The organism is Shewanella psychromarinicola (assembly GCF_003855155.1).
GTDB lineage: Bacteria > Pseudomonadota > Gammaproteobacteria > Enterobacterales > Shewanellaceae > Shewanella > Shewanella psychromarinicola.
In genome coordinates this window covers 1,733,600-1,756,677 of record NZ_CP034073.1, presented here as the reverse complement: position 1 = coordinate 1,756,677, position 23,078 = coordinate 1,733,600, and the positions used below count along the sequence as shown (strand labels likewise).

Annotated in this window: 18 protein-coding genes; 7 read left to right on the top strand and 11 right to left on the bottom strand. The window is 42.8% G+C overall.

Features of this window, described 5'->3' with window-relative positions:
* Positions 1-32: 32 nt before the first annotated feature.
* Both EGC80_RS07605 and EGC80_RS07600 read right to left on the bottom strand, forming a co-directional pair.
* The gene (locus EGC80_RS07605) at positions 33-3,743 is read right to left on the bottom strand and encodes a response regulator (RefSeq protein WP_124012536.1); all 3,711 of its coding nucleotides are present in this window, start codon (positions 3,741-3,743) and stop codon (positions 33-35) included.
* A gap of 634 nt (positions 3,744-4,377) precedes the next feature.
* The gene (locus EGC80_RS07600) at positions 4,378-5,772 is read right to left on the bottom strand and encodes a PhoH family protein (RefSeq protein WP_124012537.1); all 1,395 of its coding nucleotides are present in this window, start codon (positions 5,770-5,772) and stop codon (positions 4,378-4,380) included.
* A gap of 326 nt (positions 5,773-6,098) precedes the next feature.
* On the opposite strand from EGC80_RS07600, the gene rapA reads away from it, so the two are divergent.
* Complete coding sequence (gene rapA / locus EGC80_RS07595; protein WP_124012538.1) at positions 6,099-9,005, top strand: RNA polymerase-associated protein RapA; 2,907 nt, start codon at positions 6,099-6,101, stop codon at positions 9,003-9,005.
* A gap of 222 nt (positions 9,006-9,227) precedes the next feature.
* A complete protein-coding gene (locus EGC80_RS07590) occupies positions 9,228-10,043 on the top strand; it encodes a DUF3530 family protein (RefSeq protein WP_124012539.1) in 816 nt (271 codons plus the stop codon).
* A gap of 34 nt (positions 10,044-10,077) precedes the next feature.
* On the opposite strand, the gene EGC80_RS07585 is transcribed toward EGC80_RS07590, so the two are convergent.
* Positions 10,078-10,884 carry a crotonase/enoyl-CoA hydratase family protein gene (locus EGC80_RS07585; protein ID WP_124012540.1) on the bottom strand — a complete coding sequence of 269 codons (807 nt, stop codon included), beginning with the start codon at positions 10,882-10,884 and terminating at the stop codon, positions 10,078-10,080.
* A gap of 670 nt (positions 10,885-11,554) precedes the next feature.
* On the opposite strand from EGC80_RS07585, the gene EGC80_RS07580 reads away from it, so the two are divergent.
* Together EGC80_RS07580 and EGC80_RS07575 are read left to right on the top strand one after the other, a co-directional pair.
* Entirely contained in the window at positions 11,555-12,550 is a 996-nt protein-coding gene (locus EGC80_RS07580) for a response regulator (RefSeq protein WP_101034007.1), read from the top strand.
* Positions 12,551-12,565: 15 nt separating this feature from the next.
* Entirely contained in the window at positions 12,566-13,522 is a 957-nt protein-coding gene (locus EGC80_RS07575) for a GGDEF domain-containing protein (RefSeq protein WP_124012541.1), read from the top strand.
* A gap of 83 nt (positions 13,523-13,605) precedes the next feature.
* On the opposite strand, the gene rraB is transcribed toward EGC80_RS07575, so the two are convergent.
* The 6 genes from rraB to EGC80_RS07545 form a co-directional block, all read right to left on the bottom strand.
* A complete protein-coding gene (rraB, locus tag EGC80_RS07570) occupies positions 13,606-14,019 on the bottom strand; it encodes a ribonuclease E inhibitor RraB (protein WP_124012542.1) in 414 nt (137 codons plus the stop codon).
* Positions 14,020-14,120: 101 nt separating this feature from the next.
* On the bottom strand, positions 14,121-14,855 hold the full coding sequence (locus EGC80_RS07565; protein ID WP_101034004.1) for a 1-acylglycerol-3-phosphate O-acyltransferase: 735 nt from the start codon (positions 14,853-14,855) through the stop codon (positions 14,121-14,123).
* 140 nt (positions 14,856-14,995) lie between these two features.
* Positions 14,996-15,784: a metal ABC transporter permease gene (locus tag EGC80_RS07560; RefSeq protein ID WP_124012543.1), complete on the bottom strand. Its 789-nt coding sequence runs from the start codon at positions 15,782-15,784 to the stop codon at positions 14,996-14,998.
* A 4-nt stretch (positions 15,785-15,788) separates the two neighbouring features.
* On the bottom strand, positions 15,789-16,694 hold the full coding sequence (locus EGC80_RS07555; RefSeq protein ID WP_164839436.1) for a metal ABC transporter solute-binding protein, Zn/Mn family: 906 nt from the start codon (positions 16,692-16,694) through the stop codon (positions 15,789-15,791).
* Positions 16,678-17,874: a porin family protein gene (locus EGC80_RS07550; RefSeq protein WP_124012544.1), complete on the bottom strand. Its 1,197-nt coding sequence runs from the start codon at positions 17,872-17,874 to the stop codon at positions 16,678-16,680. Before EGC80_RS07550 ends, EGC80_RS07555 begins: the two co-directional genes overlap by 17 nt.
* Positions 17,875-17,961: 87 nt before the next feature.
* Positions 17,962-18,252 carry an ABC-type zinc uptake system zinc chaperone gene (locus EGC80_RS07545; RefSeq protein WP_124012545.1) on the bottom strand — a complete coding sequence of 97 codons (291 nt, stop codon included), beginning with the start codon at positions 18,250-18,252 and terminating at the stop codon, positions 17,962-17,964.
* Between the two features lie 228 nt (positions 18,253-18,480).
* Here EGC80_RS07545 and EGC80_RS22825 point away from each other — a divergent pair, with 228 nt between their 5' ends.
* Positions 18,481-18,606: a hypothetical protein gene (locus EGC80_RS22825; protein WP_267898634.1), complete on the top strand. Its 126-nt coding sequence runs from the start codon at positions 18,481-18,483 to the stop codon at positions 18,604-18,606.
* Between the two features lie 5 nt (positions 18,607-18,611).
* Here EGC80_RS22825 and EGC80_RS07540 read toward each other — a convergent pair whose 3' ends face one another.
* Both EGC80_RS07540 and EGC80_RS07535 read right to left on the bottom strand, forming a co-directional pair.
* Positions 18,612-18,941, bottom strand: a complete 330-nt coding sequence (locus tag EGC80_RS07540; protein WP_198554782.1) for a hypothetical protein — start codon at positions 18,939-18,941, stop codon at positions 18,612-18,614.
* Positions 18,942-19,079: 138 nt separating this feature from the next.
* Positions 19,080-20,111 carry an IS630 family transposase gene (locus EGC80_RS07535; protein WP_124012054.1) on the bottom strand — a complete coding sequence of 344 codons (1,032 nt, stop codon included), beginning with the start codon at positions 20,109-20,111 and terminating at the stop codon, positions 19,080-19,082.
* Positions 20,112-20,168: 57 nt separating this feature from the next.
* On the opposite strand from EGC80_RS07535, the gene EGC80_RS07530 reads away from it, so the two are divergent.
* Entirely contained in the window at positions 20,169-21,809 is a 1,641-nt protein-coding gene (locus EGC80_RS07530; RefSeq protein ID WP_124012546.1) for a mechanosensitive ion channel family protein, read from the top strand.
* A 315-nt stretch (positions 21,810-22,124) separates the two neighbouring features.
* On the top strand, positions 22,125-23,015 hold the full coding sequence (locus EGC80_RS07525) for an aldo/keto reductase (RefSeq protein WP_124012547.1): 891 nt from the start codon (positions 22,125-22,127) through the stop codon (positions 23,013-23,015).
* Positions 23,016-23,078: the final 63 nt, after the last annotated feature.

Below are 23,078 nucleotides of genomic sequence, written 5' to 3'. Positions count from 1 at the left end.
CCCTGTCGTTAATACCCTATCGTCGAAAAATACTAATCGTCTTTATGATTATTTTTATAATTAATCCAATGAGATAAAGTTTCAAATAATTCGCTAAGCACTATCGGCTTAGTAATGTGTGCATTCATACCTGCGGCTAAACTTTTTTCTTTATCACCCGACATGGCATGTGCTGTCATGGCGATGATGGGCATCTGTTCTTTGTTGTAACGTTTGCGTAATTCAGCAGTAGCGGTTAATCCATCCATGATCGGCATTTGAATATCCATTAACACCGCATCAAACGGCTGAGAGTCAATCATATCTAATGCGACTTGACCATTATCAGCAATCACCACTTCATACCCGGCACTTTTGAGTAATTCAGATGCCACTTGTTGGTTGATCACGTTATCTTCGACCAACAAGATCAAACCCGATGCCTTAGTAGGTTCAGCTTCAATAATCACCGGCATGGAATTAAGCTTAGGCTCTTTGGCAAAGGCGTTAATAATCTCATCAAATAATGCCGACGCTTTAAACGGCTTTTGTAACACCGCATAAACCGACTTTGTTTGCAGCTCATGGTCTAATGGCTCTGCGGCATAAGCGGTCATTAACATAATGATCGGCCGTTTTGCTAAGCTACCATCTTCGACCATTTTATCAATCGCCGTGATAACCTCGCTGCCGTTCATTTCTGGCATCATCCAGTCTAACAACAATAAATCGACCGGTTTTTTACGCAACATATCCAGTGCTTTTGGGCCACTGTTAGCTGAGTTCACCCCAAAACTAAAATCTTTCATCAATGCTGAATATATTTGTAATGCGCTTGGGTTATCGTCAACCACCAGTGTAGTGAGATTATTTAATTGTTCTGGAACCACAAGTGGTTCGACGACTTGTTCCTCGGCAATTTCAAAACTAATCGTAAAACTGAACTTACTGCCCGTGCCCATTTCAGACTCAACTTGCATAGTGCCGCCCATCATGGACACCAAATGTTTACTAATCGACAAACCTAAGCCTGTACCGCCGTATTTACGCGTGGTTGAGCCATCGGCTTGCGAAAAGGCATCAAACAGCATTGCTTGATGATCTTTATTAATACCAATACCGGTATCACGCACCCAGAACTTCAGCGTAATACGGTCGTCACGCTCACCCACGTCTTCACAACCCAGCTCAACCTCACCCGTTTGGGTAAATTTAACCGCATTGGACAATAAATTGACTAAAACTTGGCCTAAACGCAGCGGATCACCGTTTAAAATTAATCCCGCCGTTACCGGTGCATATAGCAAGAGTTCAACGCCTTTTTCTTGGGCTTTAATGGCATTAATATCAATCACATGATCAAGCACTTTATCCAGTGGAAAAGCGACTCTTTCTAGCTCTAATTTGCCAGCCTCGATTTTCGAAAAATCTAAAATATCATTAATAATTCGCAGTAACGATTGGGCCGAAAACCCTGCTTTATTAAGATAATCTTGCTGCTGCACGGTTAAACTTGTGCGCTGCGCCAACTGCAACATCCCAATGATGGCATTCATTGGAGTACGAATTTCATGACTCATATTGGCCAAAAACTCACTCTTATACATGTTGGCTAATTCGGCTTCTTGTTTTGCTTCAAGTAAGGCAACTTCATTACTCTTCTGGCGAGTAATATCTTTATGAGTACCTAGCATGCGCTTGCTGCAACCGTCCTCAGAGAACTCAACTGCACGACCACGGGATAACACCCAGTAATACAGATCATTTTTACCGCGCATTCTAAATTCAATTTCATAAGTGCCAACCGGATCGCGGACATACTGAGCGCGGTATTCTTGCACTCGATCACGATCATCTGGGTGATACAACTCATCAATGGATGCCAGTAATGGTGGAAATTCGTTGGCTTGATAACCCAACATCGAATAAAAGGCTGGATTACAAATGATTTGTTCGGAATCAATATACCAATCCCACAAACCATCTTCTACCGCATCCATGGCAAGATGATAACGCTGCTCAGACAAACGCAATTGCTCAGCAGCATCGTATTCACGAGTAATATCGCGCCAAACTGAAATCAAGCCTAATAGTTCGCCACGGCGATTATAAAACGGCAGTTTAAAGGTATCGAGTAATACCGGTTTGCCTTCAATATTGACCCGTTCTTGGTAACGTAATGAATGTTGCTGACTCAGTACTTTCTTGTCTTCTTCACCAATGCGCAAGCCTTTCTCTGGGCTCACCACTTCTGATGACGTTAAGCCAATAATCTCATTTTCGCTGTAGCCCAGCATTCGTTCAGCTGACTTATTACAGCCTAAATATTTGCCTTCTTTGTCTTTAAACACAATCGCTTCAGGGATCGAATCAATGAGTGATCGCAATAACGCAAATTCACGTTCGCGTCGTTCGGTGGTTTCGCGTAAACGCTGAGTTCGCCGCGCCACTAAGTTGTCCAGACGTTTATTTTGTTCAGCTAAGTGGAGAGTATACTGGCGGTTCTCTTCAAAAATACGGCTCACTAATGCAAACCACGGTTCCCAACCACGGGTTATTTTTTCAGGCGGTCTAATCGGTGTTTGTGAGCATGCTTCTAAGTGTGTTAACAACCGAGAAGCAGGGCTGACGAATGCACGGCGAGTCTGCCAATGCACTATGGTCACTAACAGAGACAAGGCCAGCACCACGAACAGAAAACTCAGTTGCAGTTTGTCCCACGAGTCTTTAAATAAATCATCTTCATCTTGTAAATACAGTAATCGCCAAGGCGCGTTATGCAGTGCCACACTATGAATGTAATAACCGTTTCGCAAAATGCCTTCGTGGGCATCAAATAGCTCAGATTCAGATAATGAATGTAACTCAGCCGGAATACGCTGACTAATGTGGTAAACCTTATTCATTTCACTGGAGTCGAAATCACTGTGAGATAAAATATTATTTTGCTGGTCAAGCAAAATAACTGTGCCAGGCATTTTAAAATAGGTGCGAATTTGCTTATCTAGCGACGATAAGGTCATGTCGAGGTTAATTGAACCGATAAACTCATCAGCTAGATACACTGGCAACCCAAGCGTAGTAATTAAACCTTGATGAGCCGAATCAATATATGCCTCGCTCCAAAAGACACTCCGTTGTGGGTTCATTGAAGGCGTTGATAGTTGAAATTGTTTCTTATTGAGCAGTTCGTCTCTAAAGCGTAAGTCATTACTTTCCCATGGATAAAATGACATCATTCGACGCTTAGAAATATAATAAATCGATGAGGCTTTAGGGGCGGCTTCTTTGGCGACAGGGAAGGATAATGATAGCTCAAATAGCATTTCAAGCTCTTGATAAAAGCTCTCACTGCGATTATCTAACGATCCAGCGCCAGTAATACGCCCCATATTAGTAAACGGCACGCCGCTGTTGGCATAATTGGGTTCTAAGGTAAAATACTGACCATCTTCGTTAAATTTTTCATATTGAGGTAATCGCTCTTTACGCACAAATTCACCCAAGCGTAAATGATCCACCGCCACATCACGCAAACTTTTCACCGCGCGAATACTCGACTCAAGCAATAAATCGATTTGCATAACATGACGAGCAACTTGTTCTTCTCTTTGTTGAATTTGCTGCTCTTTTTGACGTTCAAACATAATGCCTGCCGTCAATAAGGCCATCACAATCACGCCGATATAGGTGTAAAACACCGCTCGGTTATAATTACGTTGAATAGGAGATTTTAATTGTAAGTCTGGCTCAGTCGGTTTCATTAACCACCCTTGATACAGCGTAAAGGAAGACTCGCTGTCGAACGAATAACACCAAATAATCGGCAATAAAAAACGAATGATTATGATATCAGGAAGATAAGCTCAAGCACATGTATTAATGGCTCCTTAGGCACTTGTCCAACCTGCAAGTGATACCAATCACATTAATTATCTGAACAATTCAGAGCCACTCAAGCTTTCAGTTTAAGGTGAATTAATCCTAGAGTGGCGATTGCCATTTACGTTAATCCAGCGCAGAAGTGGAACGCTTGAGCCGCTCAATGGCCAAGTTTCAAATCACTTGACTCTGCGTTGACGTTTTTAAACGTACGATTGCATGGTCTATTTTGTGCCATAAAAAATAACCTTCCAGGGAGGTCTGACGCAGGAGGTAGAACAACGCAGCAGTGGTTGCTGAACAACACTATGCCTTCAAGGCTTCGCCTTGATTCGCGCAATGTGAATCGCCGCGATAAGCGGCGATAATGAATACGATGGCTATAATACAGACAACAAATATTAAGACTGATTTTAAACCATTGATAAGAAAGTTAATAAGGTTACACAATGTAACCTTATTATATGGCGGGATATAGAACCCTCTTTGTGGCCACTATCTCAATCGGTTAAACGGTTACAAATGTTCCTCAGCAAACTCGGCTAAACGCGACCGTACCACGCCATCGAGGTAAATATTGGCACTGCCTTCAAAGTCTTTAAAACGTTCAACCATGTAGGTTAATCCCGATGTAACCGCGGTTAAGTAAGTCGAATCGATTTGGGCTAAATTACCACTGCAAATCAATTTAGTCCCTTCGCCCATCCGCGTGATCATGGTTTTAATTTGTGATGCGGTTAAGTTTTGGCATTCATCCAATATGACCACCGAGTTTTGAATAGAGCGGCCACGCATAAAGTTAATCGACTTAAACTGAATGTTAGCCTTCTCCATAATGTAATTAACACTGCCACTGGGATTAACATCATTTTTATGCAGCACTTCAAGTGTATCGGTAATAGCGGCTAACCAAGGGGTCATTTTCTCTTCTTCGGTGCCCGGTAAAAAACCTATCGATTCAGCAATTTCGGGAGTGTTACGGGTGACAATAATTTTGTCATACCGCTTGCGTTCAACCACCAGTTCTAATGCCGCCGCCATGGCTAATAGCGTCTTACCGCACCCCGCGGGGCCAGTCAAAATAATCAATTCAATGTCAGGGTCCAGCAAAGCATCCAACGCCATGCCTTGATAAATATTCTTCGGCTTCACCCCCCACGCTTGATGATGTAATAAGCGATCACGGCCGCGATCAATTATCTGCAAATGTTGCTCAGTTTTACTGGCAACACGGCCACAAAAATCAGAACTGTCGTCAATTAAATACTGATTAAGGTAAAAGTTTTCATTACCAAGATGCTCCAATGGCACTTGATGAACCGTATGACGATCTTTACGATCCGTCGACACTTTATCGACATTTTGCCAAAAATCTCCGGAGAATTGATAAAAGCCTTTGGCGAGAAATCGCACATCATCAATCAACTGATCGCTGCGGTAATCTTCTACTCGCTCAATACCCGCGCCTTTGGCTTTTAAGCGCATGTTAATGTCTTTGGTAACTAACACCACGGTGCGGGGAGAATGGATTTTTTGTAAATGCAGCGCGGTGTTGATAATGCGGTTATCGTTATTATCACCGGGTAGTGAGCCGATAATAAACTCTATTTGGTGATCTGGGAAAATCGACAAATGACCAGAAACGTCTGAATGTTCTTCACGAGTGGGCAACGCAACGCCTTTTAAAATTTGCTCCGGAGTCGTGGGACCACCCAAAATATCTTCTAATGCACGTATGGCAACCCGTGCATCACGACTGACATCTCGCTTCCTATCCTTGATGCTATCGAGTTCTTCTAACACAGTCATGGGAATAATTACGTCATGTTCTTTAAACGAATATATCGCTAAAGGTTCATGCAGTAACACGTTGGTATCCAGTACAAACAACTTTCTGTCGTTTTGTTCCATGGTGCCTCCAGAGTGCTCTCAATGAAAAGTTATCAATATCACTTAGCTAAACGTATAACATTAAAGGAATAATTAAAGCCTCTTTGAAAACAGGCCATTGCCATGCGCAATGCTTGCCTCAATAAAATATGCCACTTGTCGAGTAAGAACTCAATATCATCACTATCGCCTTTGTTTCACACTATGACGTCAATATGACGCTAACATGTCAATATGATGTAAAAATGAATATCTGAACGATAAATCAATGCTAGAATTTCAATCTGGATGGGTTTGGTTTAACATACGCCCCCTTTTTTGTTTCACGCAATAAATGAGAGTAATAGATGTCGTTTGCCTTAGGTCAACGCTGGATAAGTGATACCGAGTCAGAACTCGGATTAGGGACAGTCGTTCAAGTTGAAGGCCGCATGATTACGCTGCTATTCCCTGCCACTGGAGAAAACCGGATGTTTTCCCGCAGTGAAGCTCCCTTAACCCGGGTTATTTTTAACCCAGGTGACACTGTTGAAAGCGGTGATGGTTGGAGTATCACCATTGAAGAGCTTGAAGAAAAAAATCAATTGGTGATTTACCATGGTATTCATAGCGAAACTCAAGAAAAAGTCAGTCTTCGTGAGACAATGCTGAATCACAACATTCGCTTTAATAAACCCCAAGACCGTTTGTTCGCTGGGCAAATTGATCGCTTAGAACGCTTTGGTGTGCGTTACCAATGTCAGTTATTACGCCACAAATTAGCCACCTCAGACTTACTCGGCCAGCAAGGCCCACGAGTAGGCTTAATTGCGCATCAACAGTGGATCGCTCATGAAGTCGGTAGCCGTTACGCCCCGCGCGTACTACTGGCCGATGAAGTCGGTTTAGGTAAAACCATTGAGGCTGGCTTAATTATTCATCAGCAATTACTCACTGGCCGTGCTGAACGCATTTTGGTGATAGTGCCAGACACACTCCGCCATCAATGGTTAGTTGAAATGCTGCGCCGCTTTAATCTGCGTTTTTCAGTATTTGATGAAGATCGTTGCGTTGAAGCTTATGCCGACAATGACAATCCTTTTTACACCGAACAGTTGATCATTTGCTCACTTGATTTACTGCGTAAGAAAAAGCGTCTTGAACAAGCCTTAGATGCCGATTGGGACTTAATGGTTGTCGATGAAGCTCACCATTTAGAGTGGTCAGAAGAGGCACCTAGTCGCGCCTATAAAACCGTCGAAGCCTTAAGTGAAGTGGTCCCTGGCGTATTGCTACTAACCGCAACACCAGACCAACTGGGTCATCAAAGTCACTTTGCTCGTTTACGCCTGCTCGATCCCGATCGTTTTTACGATTACGACGCTTTCTTAACTGAAGAATCAGGCTATAAAGATGTAGCAGAAGCGGCTGAAGCATTAACTAAAGACACTAAATTACCCGACAGTGCCATTAATAGTTTAACCGAATTGCTTAGCGAAAAAGACATACAGCCAAGCATTCGCTTAATCCAGTCAACAGAGGTTGACGTTGAAGCACAACAAGCAGCACGACAGGAATTACTCCAAGAATTACTCGACCGTCATGGTACAGGCCGTGTTCTTTATCGAAATAGCCGCGCATCAGTGAAAGGCTTTCCGAAACGTTTATTTAATGCTTACCCTCATGAGATGCCTCCACAATACGTTACTGCTGAACGCGTTAACGCCATGATGGGCAGCGCCAAACAACCAAAAGAAAAAGCCGCCCAGGCATTAAGCCCTGAAAAACTGTATCAAGCCTTTGAAAGCGACAGCGCCAGTTGGTGGAAGTTTGATCCACGGGTAGACTGGTTAATTGAGTTTCTAAAATCGCATCGCAGTAAAAAAGTACTGATTATTGCTAGCCAAGCAGAAACCGCATTAAGCCTTGAAGAAGCGCTGCGCACCCGCGAAGGTATTCAAGCTACGGTATTCCATGAAGATATGTCGATTATCGAACGCGATAAAGCCGGCGCTTACTTTGCTCAAGAAGACGGCGGCGCCCAAGCATTAATTTGTTCTGAAATTGGATCTGAAGGACGTAACTTCCAGTTTGCTAGCCATTTAATTCTGTTTGATTTACCGCTAAATCCTGACTTATTAGAGCAGCGTATTGGCCGTTTAGATCGTATTGGCCAACAAAATGACATCCAAATTCATTTACCTTACCTGCGCGGTACTGCGCAAGAAAGATTGATGCGATGGTATCACCAAGGATTGAACGCATTTGAACTGACCTGCCCTAGCGGTCATGTGTTGTTCAATGAATTTGCCGACGAGCTGATCAATGTGCTTTGCGACGCTGATGAAGAGGTAATGATCCAATTACTCAACCATACTCAACATCGTTACAAAGAGCTTAAACAGGCAATGGAACAAGGCCGAGATAAACTGCTAGAGATAAACTCCCATGGCGGCGAGCGTGCCAATGCGTTAATCAAGCGGTTAGCAGACAGCGATAATGATACTCATCTAATCGGGTCGGTGATCCGCTTATGGGACATTATTGGTGTTGATCAAGAAGATCGCGGTGAAAACTCAATCATCTTACGCCCTAGTGAACACATGATGTTCCCTACTTATCCTGGATTAAATGAAGACGGTATTACGGTGACGTTTGATCGTGAAACGGCTTTGGCACGTGACGACATTGCGTTTATCTCCCAAGAGCATCCTTTAGTACAAACGGGCTTAGATTTAATTACCGGTTCAGAAACCGGCACCACCAGTGTCGCGGTTCTAAAAAATAAGGCATTACCTGCTGGTACGCTGTTTTTAGAATTGATTTACATGGCCGATGCCTCTGCACCTAAAGCCACTCAGCTATACCGTTATTTACCACCAACACCCATCCGAGTATTGCTGGATAAAAATGGCTTAAATATGGCCGATAAAGTTGATTACGCCAGTTTTGACAAGCAGCTAAGTGCCATTAACCGTCATATTGCCAGCAAGCTGGTGAATGCCTCTCAGCCTATTTTGCACCCGTTACTCGCCAAAGGTGAAGAATATGCAAAACAAGCGCTAACGCAACTGGTGATCGATGCTCGCAGCAAAATGACACTGCAATTAACGGGTGAATTAGCAAGACTTGAAGCCCTAAAAGCCGTAAACCCGAACATTCGCGAAGACGAGTTAGAACATATTCGCAACCAAATGGTCGAGTTAACGGGCTACATGGACAACAGTCAATTACAACTTGATGCAATACGCATGGTGCTTGTCAGCCACGTATAACAACTCGCTCACCGCCACTCGGATTAACCGTGGGGGTGAGTTAGCATTACACAATTTTGTAGCAACAATCTTGTATCAACAATGCCCTGTTTATCAGGGCATTGTTTTTTGCCACCAAAATACATTAAGCTAATCATATTATGATGTTATTCGCTCGAGGTTATCGTGCAACTAGGTCGACTTAGTCAGTTATTAATCGTATCGATAAGCATATTGGCGACGATGCCCTTCACACAGGCGCAGCAACAATATGCTCACCTGTCTGCTGATGAAATTAAATTTGTCACTATCGACGGCAAGCAAAGTAAAGTTCTCGTTAGGTCTTGGCAGAGCAAAAAACACTTCGGTTCAGTAACCATTATTGCCGCATCCGACACCGATGCTGATGCCGCAGGTTTAGCCAGCTACCTAAGAACAACAATTAATAGCCGTGGCTGGGCAAGTATTAGCTTAACACCGGCAAAAGGGCTATACCGGCCCAACTATGCCACAAAACCTGAAGATATCACCAAGGCAGGTACCCAACAGTTACAACTTAGTAGCAATAAAAGCACACCAAAATATGATTCATCTCAGTTACTTGAACTACGAAATTTTCAACAAGCTAGTCTAAATGAAGCCCTTAATCAGTTAAGCTCCACCACAGGTTTATTTCCAGGAGCCCAAATTCTGATCGTGATTGATGACAGTGCAGGCATGATCACCAATTTACTTTATGATAAAAAAATTCCCACGCCTGATATGTTGGTGTTGATCAACCCTTATCGTGAATATGAATATTTAATTGATCCGCAAAGTCAGCGTAAATCGATTGCAGAACAATTAGTCGCCATGTCTATTCCAATCCTCGATATTCAGTCATCGGATGCGCATCCTAATTCAATGGAACAAGCACCGACTCGGCTTCACTTGAACCAAGTTAAATCGGCTCGATATTATCGCCAATATCAGATGAGTTTAGATTTAAGCAACCCCAGTGGCTGGGAAGAAGCCCTCGATCAAATCGAAGGCTTCGCCAGAACCATTATCGGTAGATAATATTTGCGAATATAAGATCTCGGTCAACACTCTGCTACCACCAAGATTGGCGGGCGCGATAGGCTTTGTCAGGATTTTTGGTTTGTCTTATCGCTGCTATCACTCGATTTTTATCCAATAATAACCGAATTTGACTCAGCGACTCTCGCGCTAATAAACTGCGCACAGAAGCCGTCCAACTTTGATTAATACTGCGTTTGATCGCAGCGTTCGCATCGGGTGAAGTAAGCATGATTTTTTGCGCTAACAAGGTCGCACACTCATAAGCGTTGTCACTTATTTGAGTCACCAAGCCTAGATCGAGTGCTTGCTCAGCCGTTAAAATATCCGCGGTATAGGTCAACATTAATGCTTTATCTTTCGGCATTATTTGTCTTAACGCCACCAGACCTGCCATATCTGGCACCAGTCCCCACTTTGCTTCCATTATCGACAACTGACAGTTTGGCGTCGCAATACGGATATCGGCGCCCAAGGCAATTTGAGTTCCGCCGCCATAACAACAACCCTCTAATACCGCGATAACCGGAATAGGTAAACGTTGCCAGCCCAAAGACACGCGCTGTGCTAAGTTTGCATTACCAGGCAACCACTTGAATAATAGTTTCAGTACATTAGTGGGGGAATTAGCCACACTTTTCACATCAAGACCAGAGCAAAAGTTCCCATCGGCGCCGGATAAAATCACCGCATTAATCTGCTTGTTAGCACGGATCTGTTTAATGACCTTATCAATCGCGGTAAACATCTCAACATTGAGCGCGTTAATCTTAGTGGGTCGATTCAAGCAAACATGTGCAATACCATTATCTACCGTGAATTTAATTAACTCTCGTTCCATGAAACATCCTTTTACTGGTCAGTCCAGTTTTTAGACTAACATATCTGTACTCTCTGTCGAATAGTAATAACATGACCAATAATCGATGCAGGTCAAAATATTACCAGGTTTTTTTGAGTAAAATGTTATCCAGTGACCGAGTTCAAGGGTCTAGGAATAGGGCGCCTACGGCTGCTAGGACGACCTGCGGTCTTCGAGGACGCTACGCTTCTAGATCCTAGGACCTAAAACCTAGCACCTAGAAGGAGCGAAGCACCGCCCTCTGGCGAGCTTGCGAGTTCCTAGTAGCGTAGCGACCTAGAACCTAGGAATAGTGATATTAAAAAGGCAGTAACCATTCTCTTCAATCACTGCCTGATTCAGTTATCCTACGGGAGCACTGAAACGCGCATGTTGGAGTGGCTTGGGTATATAAAGCCTTGTATGCTCATGTACCGACGATAAAATCAGTCCAACCTAGTTGCAGTTAGGCGCTGAAATACAGCATTTAACATGATACCCAATCGAGCAAATGTTAAAACTAAGTTACCAATATTATTAGCAAATACGTATAATGCGCCAATAGATTAAAATCGCTGTATTAAATTCTTATAATAATCTGCCCGCCTGTACACTCGTGGGTCATTCATGAGTTTCTTTTATTAAGGCGAAAGAAGGAAAACCAGCAACAATGACCATCCCAATATTAATATGCGACGATTCAGCACTCGCTAGAAAACAAATGGCAAGAACACTCCCCAAAGATTGGGATGTCGAGATCAGCTACGCTACCAATGGCGCAGAAGGCCTTGATGTTATTCGCGCAGGTAAAGGTGAGATTGTCTTTCTTGACCTCAATATGCCGGTTATGGATGGCTACGAAGTTCTGCAAGCGGTACAACAACAAGATTTACCTGCATTAATTATTGTGGTCTCAGGTGATATTCAAATTAAGGCTCACGAACGGGTCAAAGCCTTAGGTGCTCTGGACTTCATTCAAAAACCCGTGAGTGCAGAGGCTATCAGTCATATTCTTCAAGAGTACGGTATTTTAACCCTTACCCAGGGCAATAAAGCTAACGACACTCCAATGATGAAAGTGGATATGCGTGATGCATGCCAAGAAATAGCCAACGTCGCGATGGGCAGAGCAGCAGACTTACTCGCTAAGCTTCTTGATGTATTTGTTGTATTACCTATCCCTAACGTTAATGTGCTTGAAGTCAGTGAATTGACCATGGCCTTAAAAGCCACAGAACGAAATTCAACCGTCTCAGGCCTATGCCAAGGCTTTATTGGCGCAGGAATTGCGGGCGAAGCACTGCTACTGTTCCATGACTCAAGCTTTGAAGATATGGCCAAGCTAATGGGATTAGAGAATCCAGAAGACATTAATACTGAAATTGAAGTGATGATGGACACCGGCAATGTGCTCATTGGGGCCTTTTTAAATGGCATTTCTGAACAACTCGATATGAAATTCAGTCAGTCACATCCGGTCGTACTTGGCCGACACTGTAGTGTCAATGAGCTCATTCACGACAACTCAGACAAATGGCAACGAACACTGGCGATGGAAATCAAATATCGGATAGAAGATTACAATATTGAATGTGATCTTCTGCTGCTGTTTACTGAGGATTCAATTCCAACGCTAAACTACAAGCTTGGCTATTTACTCGATTAACCTTGGATACTTTTTATGTCAAATGACCAAAGTGCGATGAACGAACTCCACTGGCTAATCGATATGGTACAAACCATCGAGGTGGGTTTAGTGGTGCTCGATCGCGACTATAACATCCAACTTTGGAACGGTTTTATGGAAAACCACAGTGGCGTGTCACCCAATTCGATTAAAGGTGATAATCTCTTTGAAAAGTTTCCAGGTTTACCGGCCAGTTGGTTAAAACAAAAAATGGAATCGGTTTTTTTACTTAAAAATCGTACGTTTATTAGTTGGGAACAACGTCCCTATGTATTCCAATTTAAAAACTATCGTCCAGTAACGGGTCGAGCCGATTTTATGTTTCAAAACATTACCTTATTACCATTAGCGTCATTAACCGGCCAAATCACTCATATCAGCATTATTGTCTATGATGTAACAGACATTGCGGTCAACAAACTGCAACTAAAATCAGCCAACGAGCAACTTGAACAACTCAGCCAAATCGACGGGTTAACCCAATTGTATAATCGTCGCCATTGGCAAAGCTGCATGGAAAAAGAATTCGATCGTTATTCACGCTACGGTGATGCGGCGTCATTGGTGATGATTGATATCGATAATTTTAAGCGTATTAACGATGAATATGGTCACCCTGCCGGTGACAAAGTGATCCAACATATTGCCTATTTGTTAACGCAAGCGTTACGTGAAACAGACTGTGCTGGCCGTTATGGCGGTGAAGAATTTGGGGTGGTGTTATCTAAAACGACAGCAGAAGATGCCCTGAACTTTACCGAACGTTTACGAAAACGCATTGAAGCGTCTGAAGTGACATTCGAAAATCGGCTTATAAAAGTGACGGTAAGTTTAGGGATTAACGATTTAGACTCAGCAATAGACAGTAGCTCAAACTGGTTATCTGGTGCTGATAAAGCCCTATATGTCGCTAAGCAACAAGGCCGTAATAAAAGTATTATCTATAAATAATCGCCTATCAACGATAGCCTATAACCAAAAAAAAACGCTCATCATTGATGGGCGTTTTTTTATCTTATTAAATAATCGATTTGTTAATGAAATTTATCATCTACTTCATCGTCATCGTCTTCATCGTCGTCTTCATCTTCATCATCACCGACAAAGAAAGTGCCCCAACCGTCATAATCCACTTTTTGCTTGGCCGCTAATAGAATCAACTGTTCACAGGCTTTATCCAGTAATGGAACCTCTAACTTATGCTTGGCAATGGCGTCAAAACAGAAAATAACTGAGCCATCGTCAAGTTCCATTTCTTCTGCATCGTTCACTTCAAAACCAAGCTTAAAGGCATCAACAGCGGCTTTTTCTAGGCGATCAAAATTAGTCGCCGAAAAATGATGCTCAATAGTATATTCCGCATCAGGCTCTGAACCATCAGCAAGTAAGGCATCAACAATTTCGAGATTTTCAGCAAATTGTTCTTTTAACTGACGCTCAACAGACATGGATTACTCCGTAAATAAGACTGGTAAAAAATTTAGTCAATTATACCCAAACTGACACAAGTTGCGAGCTTATGGCCGATCTTTGGCGACCGATAACCGTGTTATGCTCTCGCTTGCAGCGTTAATGCTTTGGCTTCTTTGTTTAATTCAACCGAACGCGCTGACATCACTTGATGCACCTTAGCGCTTAACGCTTTCACATCACTCTTGCTTAAGCCTGTCGTTGCAATCGGCTCAAGCATTTCTACAATCACCACGCCGTTGTTCCAACGATTAAGCTTAATGTGGTTCTGACAAGAAGCCAATACTGGCACTATCGTCGCCTGAGCCGCAACAGCAGTATAGAATGCGCCGACTTTAAATGGTAATAATCCACGACCACGTGAACGAGTCCCTTCAGGAAATATCCACACTGACAGGAGTTTATTCTTCATTTTATCAACGGTTTTAGCCATAGTATCAAATGCACTATGACGATTGTTACGATCGATAAGGATATTGCCTGATAGCCAATAAATTTGCCCGAATAAGGGTACCCACACCAAGCTCTTTTTACCTAAGCTGACAGTCCCTTTAGGCACAACTGACGTATGAGTAAATAAATCAAAATTATTTTGATGATTGGCTAAATAAATACACGGTTGCGATGTTGCACTGACTGGATGAGCACGTCTAATGACCTTAATACCTAATACCGGTGCAACCGAACCAAAAAAACGGGCAACCAGATGTACATTGTCGCGATGCATTGGCCGAAAAAGGCAAATAACAATTGCAAATACAAAGGCTAAAAATAACAGCACGGCGAGAATAATTAAACGAGCGATAAGCAGCACAACATACTCCTGCAATAAAATTGGCGACAGTATAACGACGCCAGTCTAGGGACTCAACGTTTTGTTTACATATGTAAGCTGAAATACTCTGCCCCTGTGATGTGGGGCAGAATAACCTCGTTTATATGACAGGTTAGCTATTAGCTATTAGCAGGTTGACCAACCGCTGTCGATGAGCGCAATTTCAGAAAGGTTCTAAACAACAATGCGCTTAACGCTAATGTCGCAACAATGGCTGCACCACTGGGTAAATCATAACTAGCAGACAATACAAGCCCAGCAATATAACCAACAACTCCGACCCCATAAGCCCAAGCAAGCTTGGTTTTACCTTGATATTTGTTTAATGCCAACGCGGGTAAAATTAACGTGCTAAACACTAAATACACGCCGACTAACTCTACCGACAAGGTAATCACTAATGCAAATAAAAAGTAAAAACCGCCGCCATCTAACACCCGTGGTTTAACGATAATAATCCCAATTATAGCCGCTGAAACCATGGCTGGTAACACTAACTGAGACCAACTGACCCACAAGATTTGACCAGACATTAACTGCTTGAGTAACTCAGCACCATGAGGATCATTGGCGAGTAGCAACATTGCCGCCACTGCGCTCAGTACATAAAAGCAACCAATAAAGGCTTCAAGCTCACCAACTAAATGCTTTGCCATCCAAGCGATAACGCCTGCACCGGCTAATGCAAACAAGGCTGGCATCCACACATGAGCAAACGGTAACGCTTCTACTCTATGATCCATGTGCGATACGATTGCGCCCAACGCAGCAACTTGAGCGATAGCCAAATCGATGAAGATAATGCCACGCTTGAGCACTTGCTGACCTAACAACACATGGGTTGATAACACTAATAGTCCTGCCACTAACGCAGGCAATAGAATAGACAGTAACTCAACATCAAACATAGTGTTATTTCACTCCATTCAATAATGTAAGCAAGCTGTCATAGAGGCTAATTAAGTCGGTACTTTGATCGTTGCCCCCCACAGAAATAGGCAACACCAAGACCGGCAGATTGGCACGTTCACCTAACCATTTAGCCCCCCGCTCATCTTGGTATGACGCCACGATCACTGCCATCACATCACCTTTTTCAGCGCGGGTGAGTAATTTAGCTAAATGACTGCTGGTCGGCGCTAAACCGGGTTTAGGTTCAAGGTCGGCCACTTGTTCAATGCCGATCCAATTAAATAGATAACGAAAGCTAGAATGGTACGCAATGACCTTTTTACCGGCTAAGTTTTTAGCTTGCTGTTGCCATTGGGGTATTTTAGCTTGCCAACGTTGACTAAAGTCGCTCAATGACTGGGTATAACGACTGGCATTATCAGGATCGACTTCAGCGAGCTTAGCACTCAGCGCTTGTGCAACCGTCAACATCCGCTCGGGATCTAAATGCAAATGGGGATTGCCCTTTGCATGCACATCGCCCATTGAACGATCAACGCTGGCTAACTTATCAAGGGTATCAATTTGGTCGGCCGCAAAAAACAGTCCTTTATCCGTTGAGTTAACCTTCGGATTAGCAGACTTCATTTGTAGCATAGGCAACCAACCGATTTCTAAATCAGCCCCAGCACAGACGACCAAATCAGCTTGGCGCATTTTGGCAATCAAGCTAGGTCGTGCTTGCACTTGATGTGGGTCTTGCATCGCTGTGGTCGCCGAATAGACTCTCGCATCAGGTGCTAAGGTTTGCGCTAATGCTGCATATTCAGGTTCACAAGCAAACACGTTAAGTTCCGCTTTGGCTGTCGCGGTAAACAGCAACGACATTGAAGTCACTGCTAAAAGCAATTTAGAATTGATGCGCACCGTGAGCTCCTAATGACATAACATATTGTAGAGTAAGGATATTATCATCTTCAAAACCATCGAAATTGGTCCCAGTCTGATGAGTGTATTGCAAGCGCACGGTAGAAAAATGACTACTATGCCAAGCAAGGCTCACTTCAGACTCTTTTAATTTCTGTGGTTCTAGGTGATCTTCGTGATTCTCATAAGTATCAATTTGGCCATAACGAACACCAGCAGACCAACTTGGCGAGAATTGATACACACTGCTTACATACCAACCTTGATGGTAATCATCAGAATTTATCTCCTCATCATCAGCATCAAGGATATGCCCTGGCTCTGCAGCAAAAATATCAGTCACTCTAAAATATTCACCACTCAAGGTTAAATTTTGGTACTTGTAATTGCCATTGGGTGCCCACTTATAGACAAAGTCTGCAATATAGGTGTTTTCACCTGTATATGACGCACTATGGCTATGTTCAGTGTGTCCTTCTTCATCAACCACGGCATCTTCATGCTCATCCTCTGCATAAGCTTGACCATTTTGATTGCGAAGGTAACTCAAGCCTAGCAGCCAAGAACTTTCAATGCCGATATCGCCACCGATCTTGGTTAAGGCGGTATAAACGCCAACATCATCAAAATCACGCTCACCGTGTTCATCTGTAGCGCGTAGGCTTTCACCTTTAAATGCTTCAACACCCATGGTCCAGTAAAGATCCGTTGGGGCAACATAGTTTAAACGAATACCATCATCAAAATAATGACCACCTAAAAATGCACGATATGCGGCAGGACGTTCCGAAAATGCATCTGTATGTAAATGTTGGTTATTTAAGTAACCAATATCCGATAAGAAACGACCCGCACGAACCGATAAACCGTATGGCATAGCTAACGTTTGGATAAAGGCTTCTTCTAAATTGAGCTCTGTTTCGCCATCATGAGACTCAACCACTGCAGTTACTTTACCGTAAAACATCTCATCAATATTGGCGCTTAAGGCCAATTCAGTTTCGCCTAAACCAAAACCTTCGGCACGTTCAGCCAATGGTCGATCGCCGGTTTGATAATAACCATCGAGTACCGCACTAATACTAGGATTAGTTAGACTAGAATTTTCTGCCATTGCAGAATAAGAACTCACAGCACAAGCCAGTGCCAGTAACGAAACACGTGTGTTTAACGCAGACATAATATCTCCAAAATACAACAAGTAGCCGCCTACCTGGGTTTAAAATAAACCAGCAGATAACGGAAATTAATTAATTACAATGTTGGACTAACGAGATGCGGGAGGGGCACGGCTGTGGTAGTAAGATTGGAATACACTGAATAAAAAAGGCAGCGTATATTGCTGACGCTCGAACGTTTGCTTAATAATGGCAAACACAAAAGGAGAAGAGTGAAGCGTTTTATTAAGCTGATGCTGATGAAAACACAAAGTACAATGATTTTGTACGCCGTCATCGAGATGTTTTACTGAGTGCGCAGACGCCGCAATAGACAACACAATCAAGATGGCACTAAGCCAGATTGCGATAGTTCGTCTTATTTTGATGCGGGAACTCACCAGCACAACTCCATCAGGTTAATAAAAGTGAGCCCAAGTGTAAAAGACCGTCGCCGAAAAGCAACCTTTAGATTGTGACAATTCATGTGACATATTCACTATGGTCATAATTAACATATAACATTAACGACTATAATGAGTAACTAAAGCGTTATTTTTAAGATATGCTTAAGCTATTACTCATACCATAAAGCATGTGTAAAACATCACCATTACAGGACAAACACCATGCCACAATTTATTCGTCAAAACATCGGGGTTATTTTAGTGATGCTTATTGTTGCAACGGTCGTGCTAGGCGGGATTTACTACGTTGAAGCATCACTCGAAAGCCAAGTTATTGAGGTTAAATAACGCTTTTATTTAACAGTAGGCGCTAGATTTGGATCATTTTCAGGGGCTTCAATCAGCAGTAAATGGTCCATAACGTGCGAGATACCAACCATGATAACGGCCAAAATAATCAATGGCGTGGTGATAAATCCAACACCCTCAACAAAATAACCTACTGCGGCTGAGATTACGCCACCATAAAACCCCACTATTTTGGCAATTGCCAGTAATTTATTATGCCCAAGCCAAGCCAAACAGTGCGGACATTGCACTTCTACCGACAAACCTTTGCCGCGACTGCCAGTCACTTTCGCAATTGAAAAAGATTTATAGCAATGAGCACATTGCAGCGACATGAGAATTCCCTCGGTTCAATAATGGCGGCAAGTATAACAAATTAACCGACCCATTACTGTACTTGGCTCCAACAGGAATTTTCGACTATTATATGCAAAACTCAGCGTCAAAGGACGACCTTATATACTCAAGTGAATTCAAACTGCAGTTTTTAATTTCTGAAAGTTATCATTAATTGTATCACCGAGTGTATCGGCAATATCGGGGAGGGTGATGCTAAAAAAGTCAGTGATTTTTCGTCGGAATTCTTTTGTCGTTGCGAAGTATTGCCCATTCCTCGCATGTTTATTCATCACCTTCCACAATCGTTCTATTGGGTTTAAATTTGGACTATAAGGCGGCAGGTAATGCAATGTTATATTCAGATTTTTAGCCTCTTTAACCACTAAGGCATTTCGATGGTATCCAGCGCCATCAAGCACCAAATGGATAACACCACTTGTTGAGTAACGCGCTCTAATTTGGTTTAAAAAATCGATGATGGATGCACCGTTAACCGTTTTGCTATATTGCTCAATGACCGCTTCTGTTAAGTGACCAAGTCGGATTGCACCAACCACGTTAATACGGGTTCGGCTTCCCGTCGTTTCTATCGGTTTATCAACGCCTTTTTTTATCCAGCCAGCGGTGATTTTTGTGGCTTGGGTCGGATGAACCGCATCCATAAATAATAACGGTTCATCAGGGGTTAACGAGGATTTTAGTTGCTCATAATATTCAATGAAAGCCGTTTGTTTGTCTTCATCAAATTTGTGAGGAACCCCTTTAGGGTTTTTATAGCTGAACTGATGTTTATGCAGCCATTTATTGAGGCCTGACACTGTGTACTTAATCTGAAATTGTTCTGAGATATAAGCGACTATTTGATGGCTATGCAAGTAGGTCACCTCACACAGGTGTGCAATCAATAGTTCAGTTTGCTCTTGACTCAGATAACTTAAGGAGCCGCCACTATTACACGTGAGTTTTTGGTCGTGAGCATAGGCATCAATGTATCGAACTACGGTCGTTTCGTGAATACGTAACGCTTGGGCAATCATTGGCGTTGGCCAATTTTCATCGCGTAGTAAAATGGCTTTAATGCGATCACACTCACGCCTATCACTCGAGCTTTTATGTCGAGTTTCCAATGCTACTTTTTGTTCTGGCGAGAGTGTAATTTGTTTCATGGGGCTATGATGATCCCATTTGGGACAAAATCAAGCATTTTCAATGATCACGGGTATATGCTACGGATTTTACTTTCGTTATTATTCACCTTGGCAATGTTTACGTCGCCATCTCTTCGTGCTGAACAAGATGTCGTGGTTCCAATTGTCGCCGTGAGTCAGCTAACCAATACTCAAGATAAAATAAGCCGCTTACAACAAACTATCGAGCAAGAAAGCCTATTATTGCTGCAGACAAAAGGTGAACAGCGTGCATTTACTGAGTATCGTATTAACGATAAATCATCTGAATTACACGACAAAATTGGTCAGTTAATTGCTGCACCAGACGCAGACCAACAATACCTAGTAGCCTTAGTGCAAAGCCAAATGGCCTTTTTAGAGAAAGTCGAGACTTACTTAGACGACCAAATTATGGCTATGCGTCTTGGCGTGAGCCAAGAAGATGACAGTAAAATTATCTTAGCTATTTCACAACGTGAATTTGAACGCGACCATTACCTTAAGGCGCAACTAACCACACTGCAATGGGCAGAAACGCTGGATATGGATGTCAGTATTCAACTGCAGAAATTGACTGAATTTATGCTCGAACGGGCCGACCAATTCGACAGTTTGGTGCATTACACTCAACATAAATTACAAAAATCCGTTGCCGAAGCATCAAGTGCTGGAGTCGACATTACGCCCGAACAAAAGGCCAATGTGATGGCGTTAAAAGAGCGCTTGGAGCACAGCAGCTCTACCTTAGCGGTTTCAGCGGCAATACTGGAAACATTAGGCCAAGATGTGGCGCAATTTAAACAAACATTGTTTAGCGTGTCAGGTGATATTACCCAGGATGTATTGAATTTTAGCGTCGCATCTAACTTGCTACAAGGTTGGGCTAAAGTGATAAAAGATCAAACGATTAATAATGGCCCCAGTTTAACGTTTAAAATTGTAGTTTTTCTATTCATTCTATTTGTGGCCAGTCTAGTGGCCAAAATTGTCACCAAAATTATCGCTAAAACGGTGCGAGCATCTAAATTACAGTTTAGTCAATTGCTGCAAGAGTTCTTTATCTCGCTGTCCAGTAAAGTGGTGTTTGCTGTAGGGTTGTTAATTGCCTTATCACAGCTTGGGTTTGAGCTTGGGCCCTTGCTCGCTGGTTTTGGTATTGCGGGGGTGATTATCGGGTTTGCACTGCAAGACACATTGTCAAACTTCGCCTCTGGCATGATGATCTTAATTTATCGCCCATTTGATGTTGGTGACTTAATCAATGCCGCTAATGTCACAGGTCGCGTCAGCCACATGAGCTTAGTATCAACCACAATTAAAACATTAGATAATCAACGGCTTATTGTGCCTAATAATAAAATCTGGGGCGACACCATCAATAATATTACCGCCGAGCATCAACGCAGGGTCGACATGACTTTTGGCATTAGTTACAGCGACAATGTTGAGCATGCTGAAACCATTTTAAAAAGTATTGTCGAGCAACATCCAAAAGTACAAGCGCATCCAGAACCGATGGTTAAACTACACACATTGGGCGAATCGTCAGTCGACTTTATTGTAAGGCCTTGGGTTACCCCCGATGATTACTGGGAAGTTTACTGGGACATCACTCGCGAAGTAAAAATACGCTTTGATGCCGAAGGTATTAGCATTCCCTTCCCACAACGCGATGTGCATATTTATCAAAAGTAACTCGCTGCCAAGTTAATTATGGCTAAATCAGCAAGATCCATATGCAGTCTGATTTAGTCATACATTTTGTTATAGTGCGATTCAACAATGATTAAATAGCCTCAACTCAGGTTAAGAGATGAGGTAAATAGTTAGAAATCAGCGTAGTTCATCCATTTCACATCAAACTTGCCATTTGTTTTGCTAACAAGGCGCCCACACGTATTAGTCACTGCGCCAATAGCGGACTATTGCAAGTCAATGCAACGCAGATAGCAGGGCAAAGAACGGTTTGATAAGCGTTTATTATCCCGAGCTGAGGTTAAACAGTAAACTATGAGCCAACCTACCTTTACCTTTTCAGATTTCATTGGCGGATTTTGGCGTATTGATGCTTGGAATATGTCACCACAGCAACGACTTGCCTTAATTGAACATTATCTTGAGCTTGGTGTAACCTGTATGGACCATGCCGATATATACGGCATATACCAATGTGAAACGCTGTTTGGTGAAGCTTTAACCCTAAAACCATCATTACGTCAGCAAATGCAGCTGATCAGTAAGTGCGGTATTAAGCCAGCGTTTGATGGTTATGATGGCCGTTATGTTAATCATTACGACACCAGTAAAGCGCATATCATTAAAAGTGTAGAAAATTCACTCACCGAGTTAACAACCGATCACTTAGATGTATTACTCATCCATCGCCCTGATCCATTGATGAATGCAGACGAGATTGCAGCAGCTTTTGAGCAATTGCATACGCAAGGTAAAGTCAGTCATTTTGGTGTGTCTAACTTTACCACCAGCCAATTTGATTTATTGCAATCACGCCTCAACGCTCCGTTGATTACCAATCAGGTAGAAATATCGCCTTTAACCATGCAAAGCTTGCATGATGGGGTACTTGATCAGTGTCAACAACACCGCATAACCCCAATGGCATGGTCTTGCTTGGGCGGTGGGGAGATCTTTTCAGCAAACACGCCTCAAGCACTTCGAATTCGCAATACTTTGCGCGATATTGCTCAGCAAGTTGGCGCACAAGACATTAGCCAAGTCATTTACGCCTGGGTTCGTATGCATCCGAGTCGCCCTGCTCCCATTATCGGCAGTGGCAATCTAGAACGTATAACCAGCGCGGTAAATTCAGCTAACATTCAGCTAGACCGCCAACAATGGTTTAGTATTTGGCAAGCGGCAATGGGCCACTCGGTACCTTAAGTCTGCCATAAAAAAAGCTCAGGAATTAACCTGAGCTTTTTTATCATCGTTATTTGATAACCA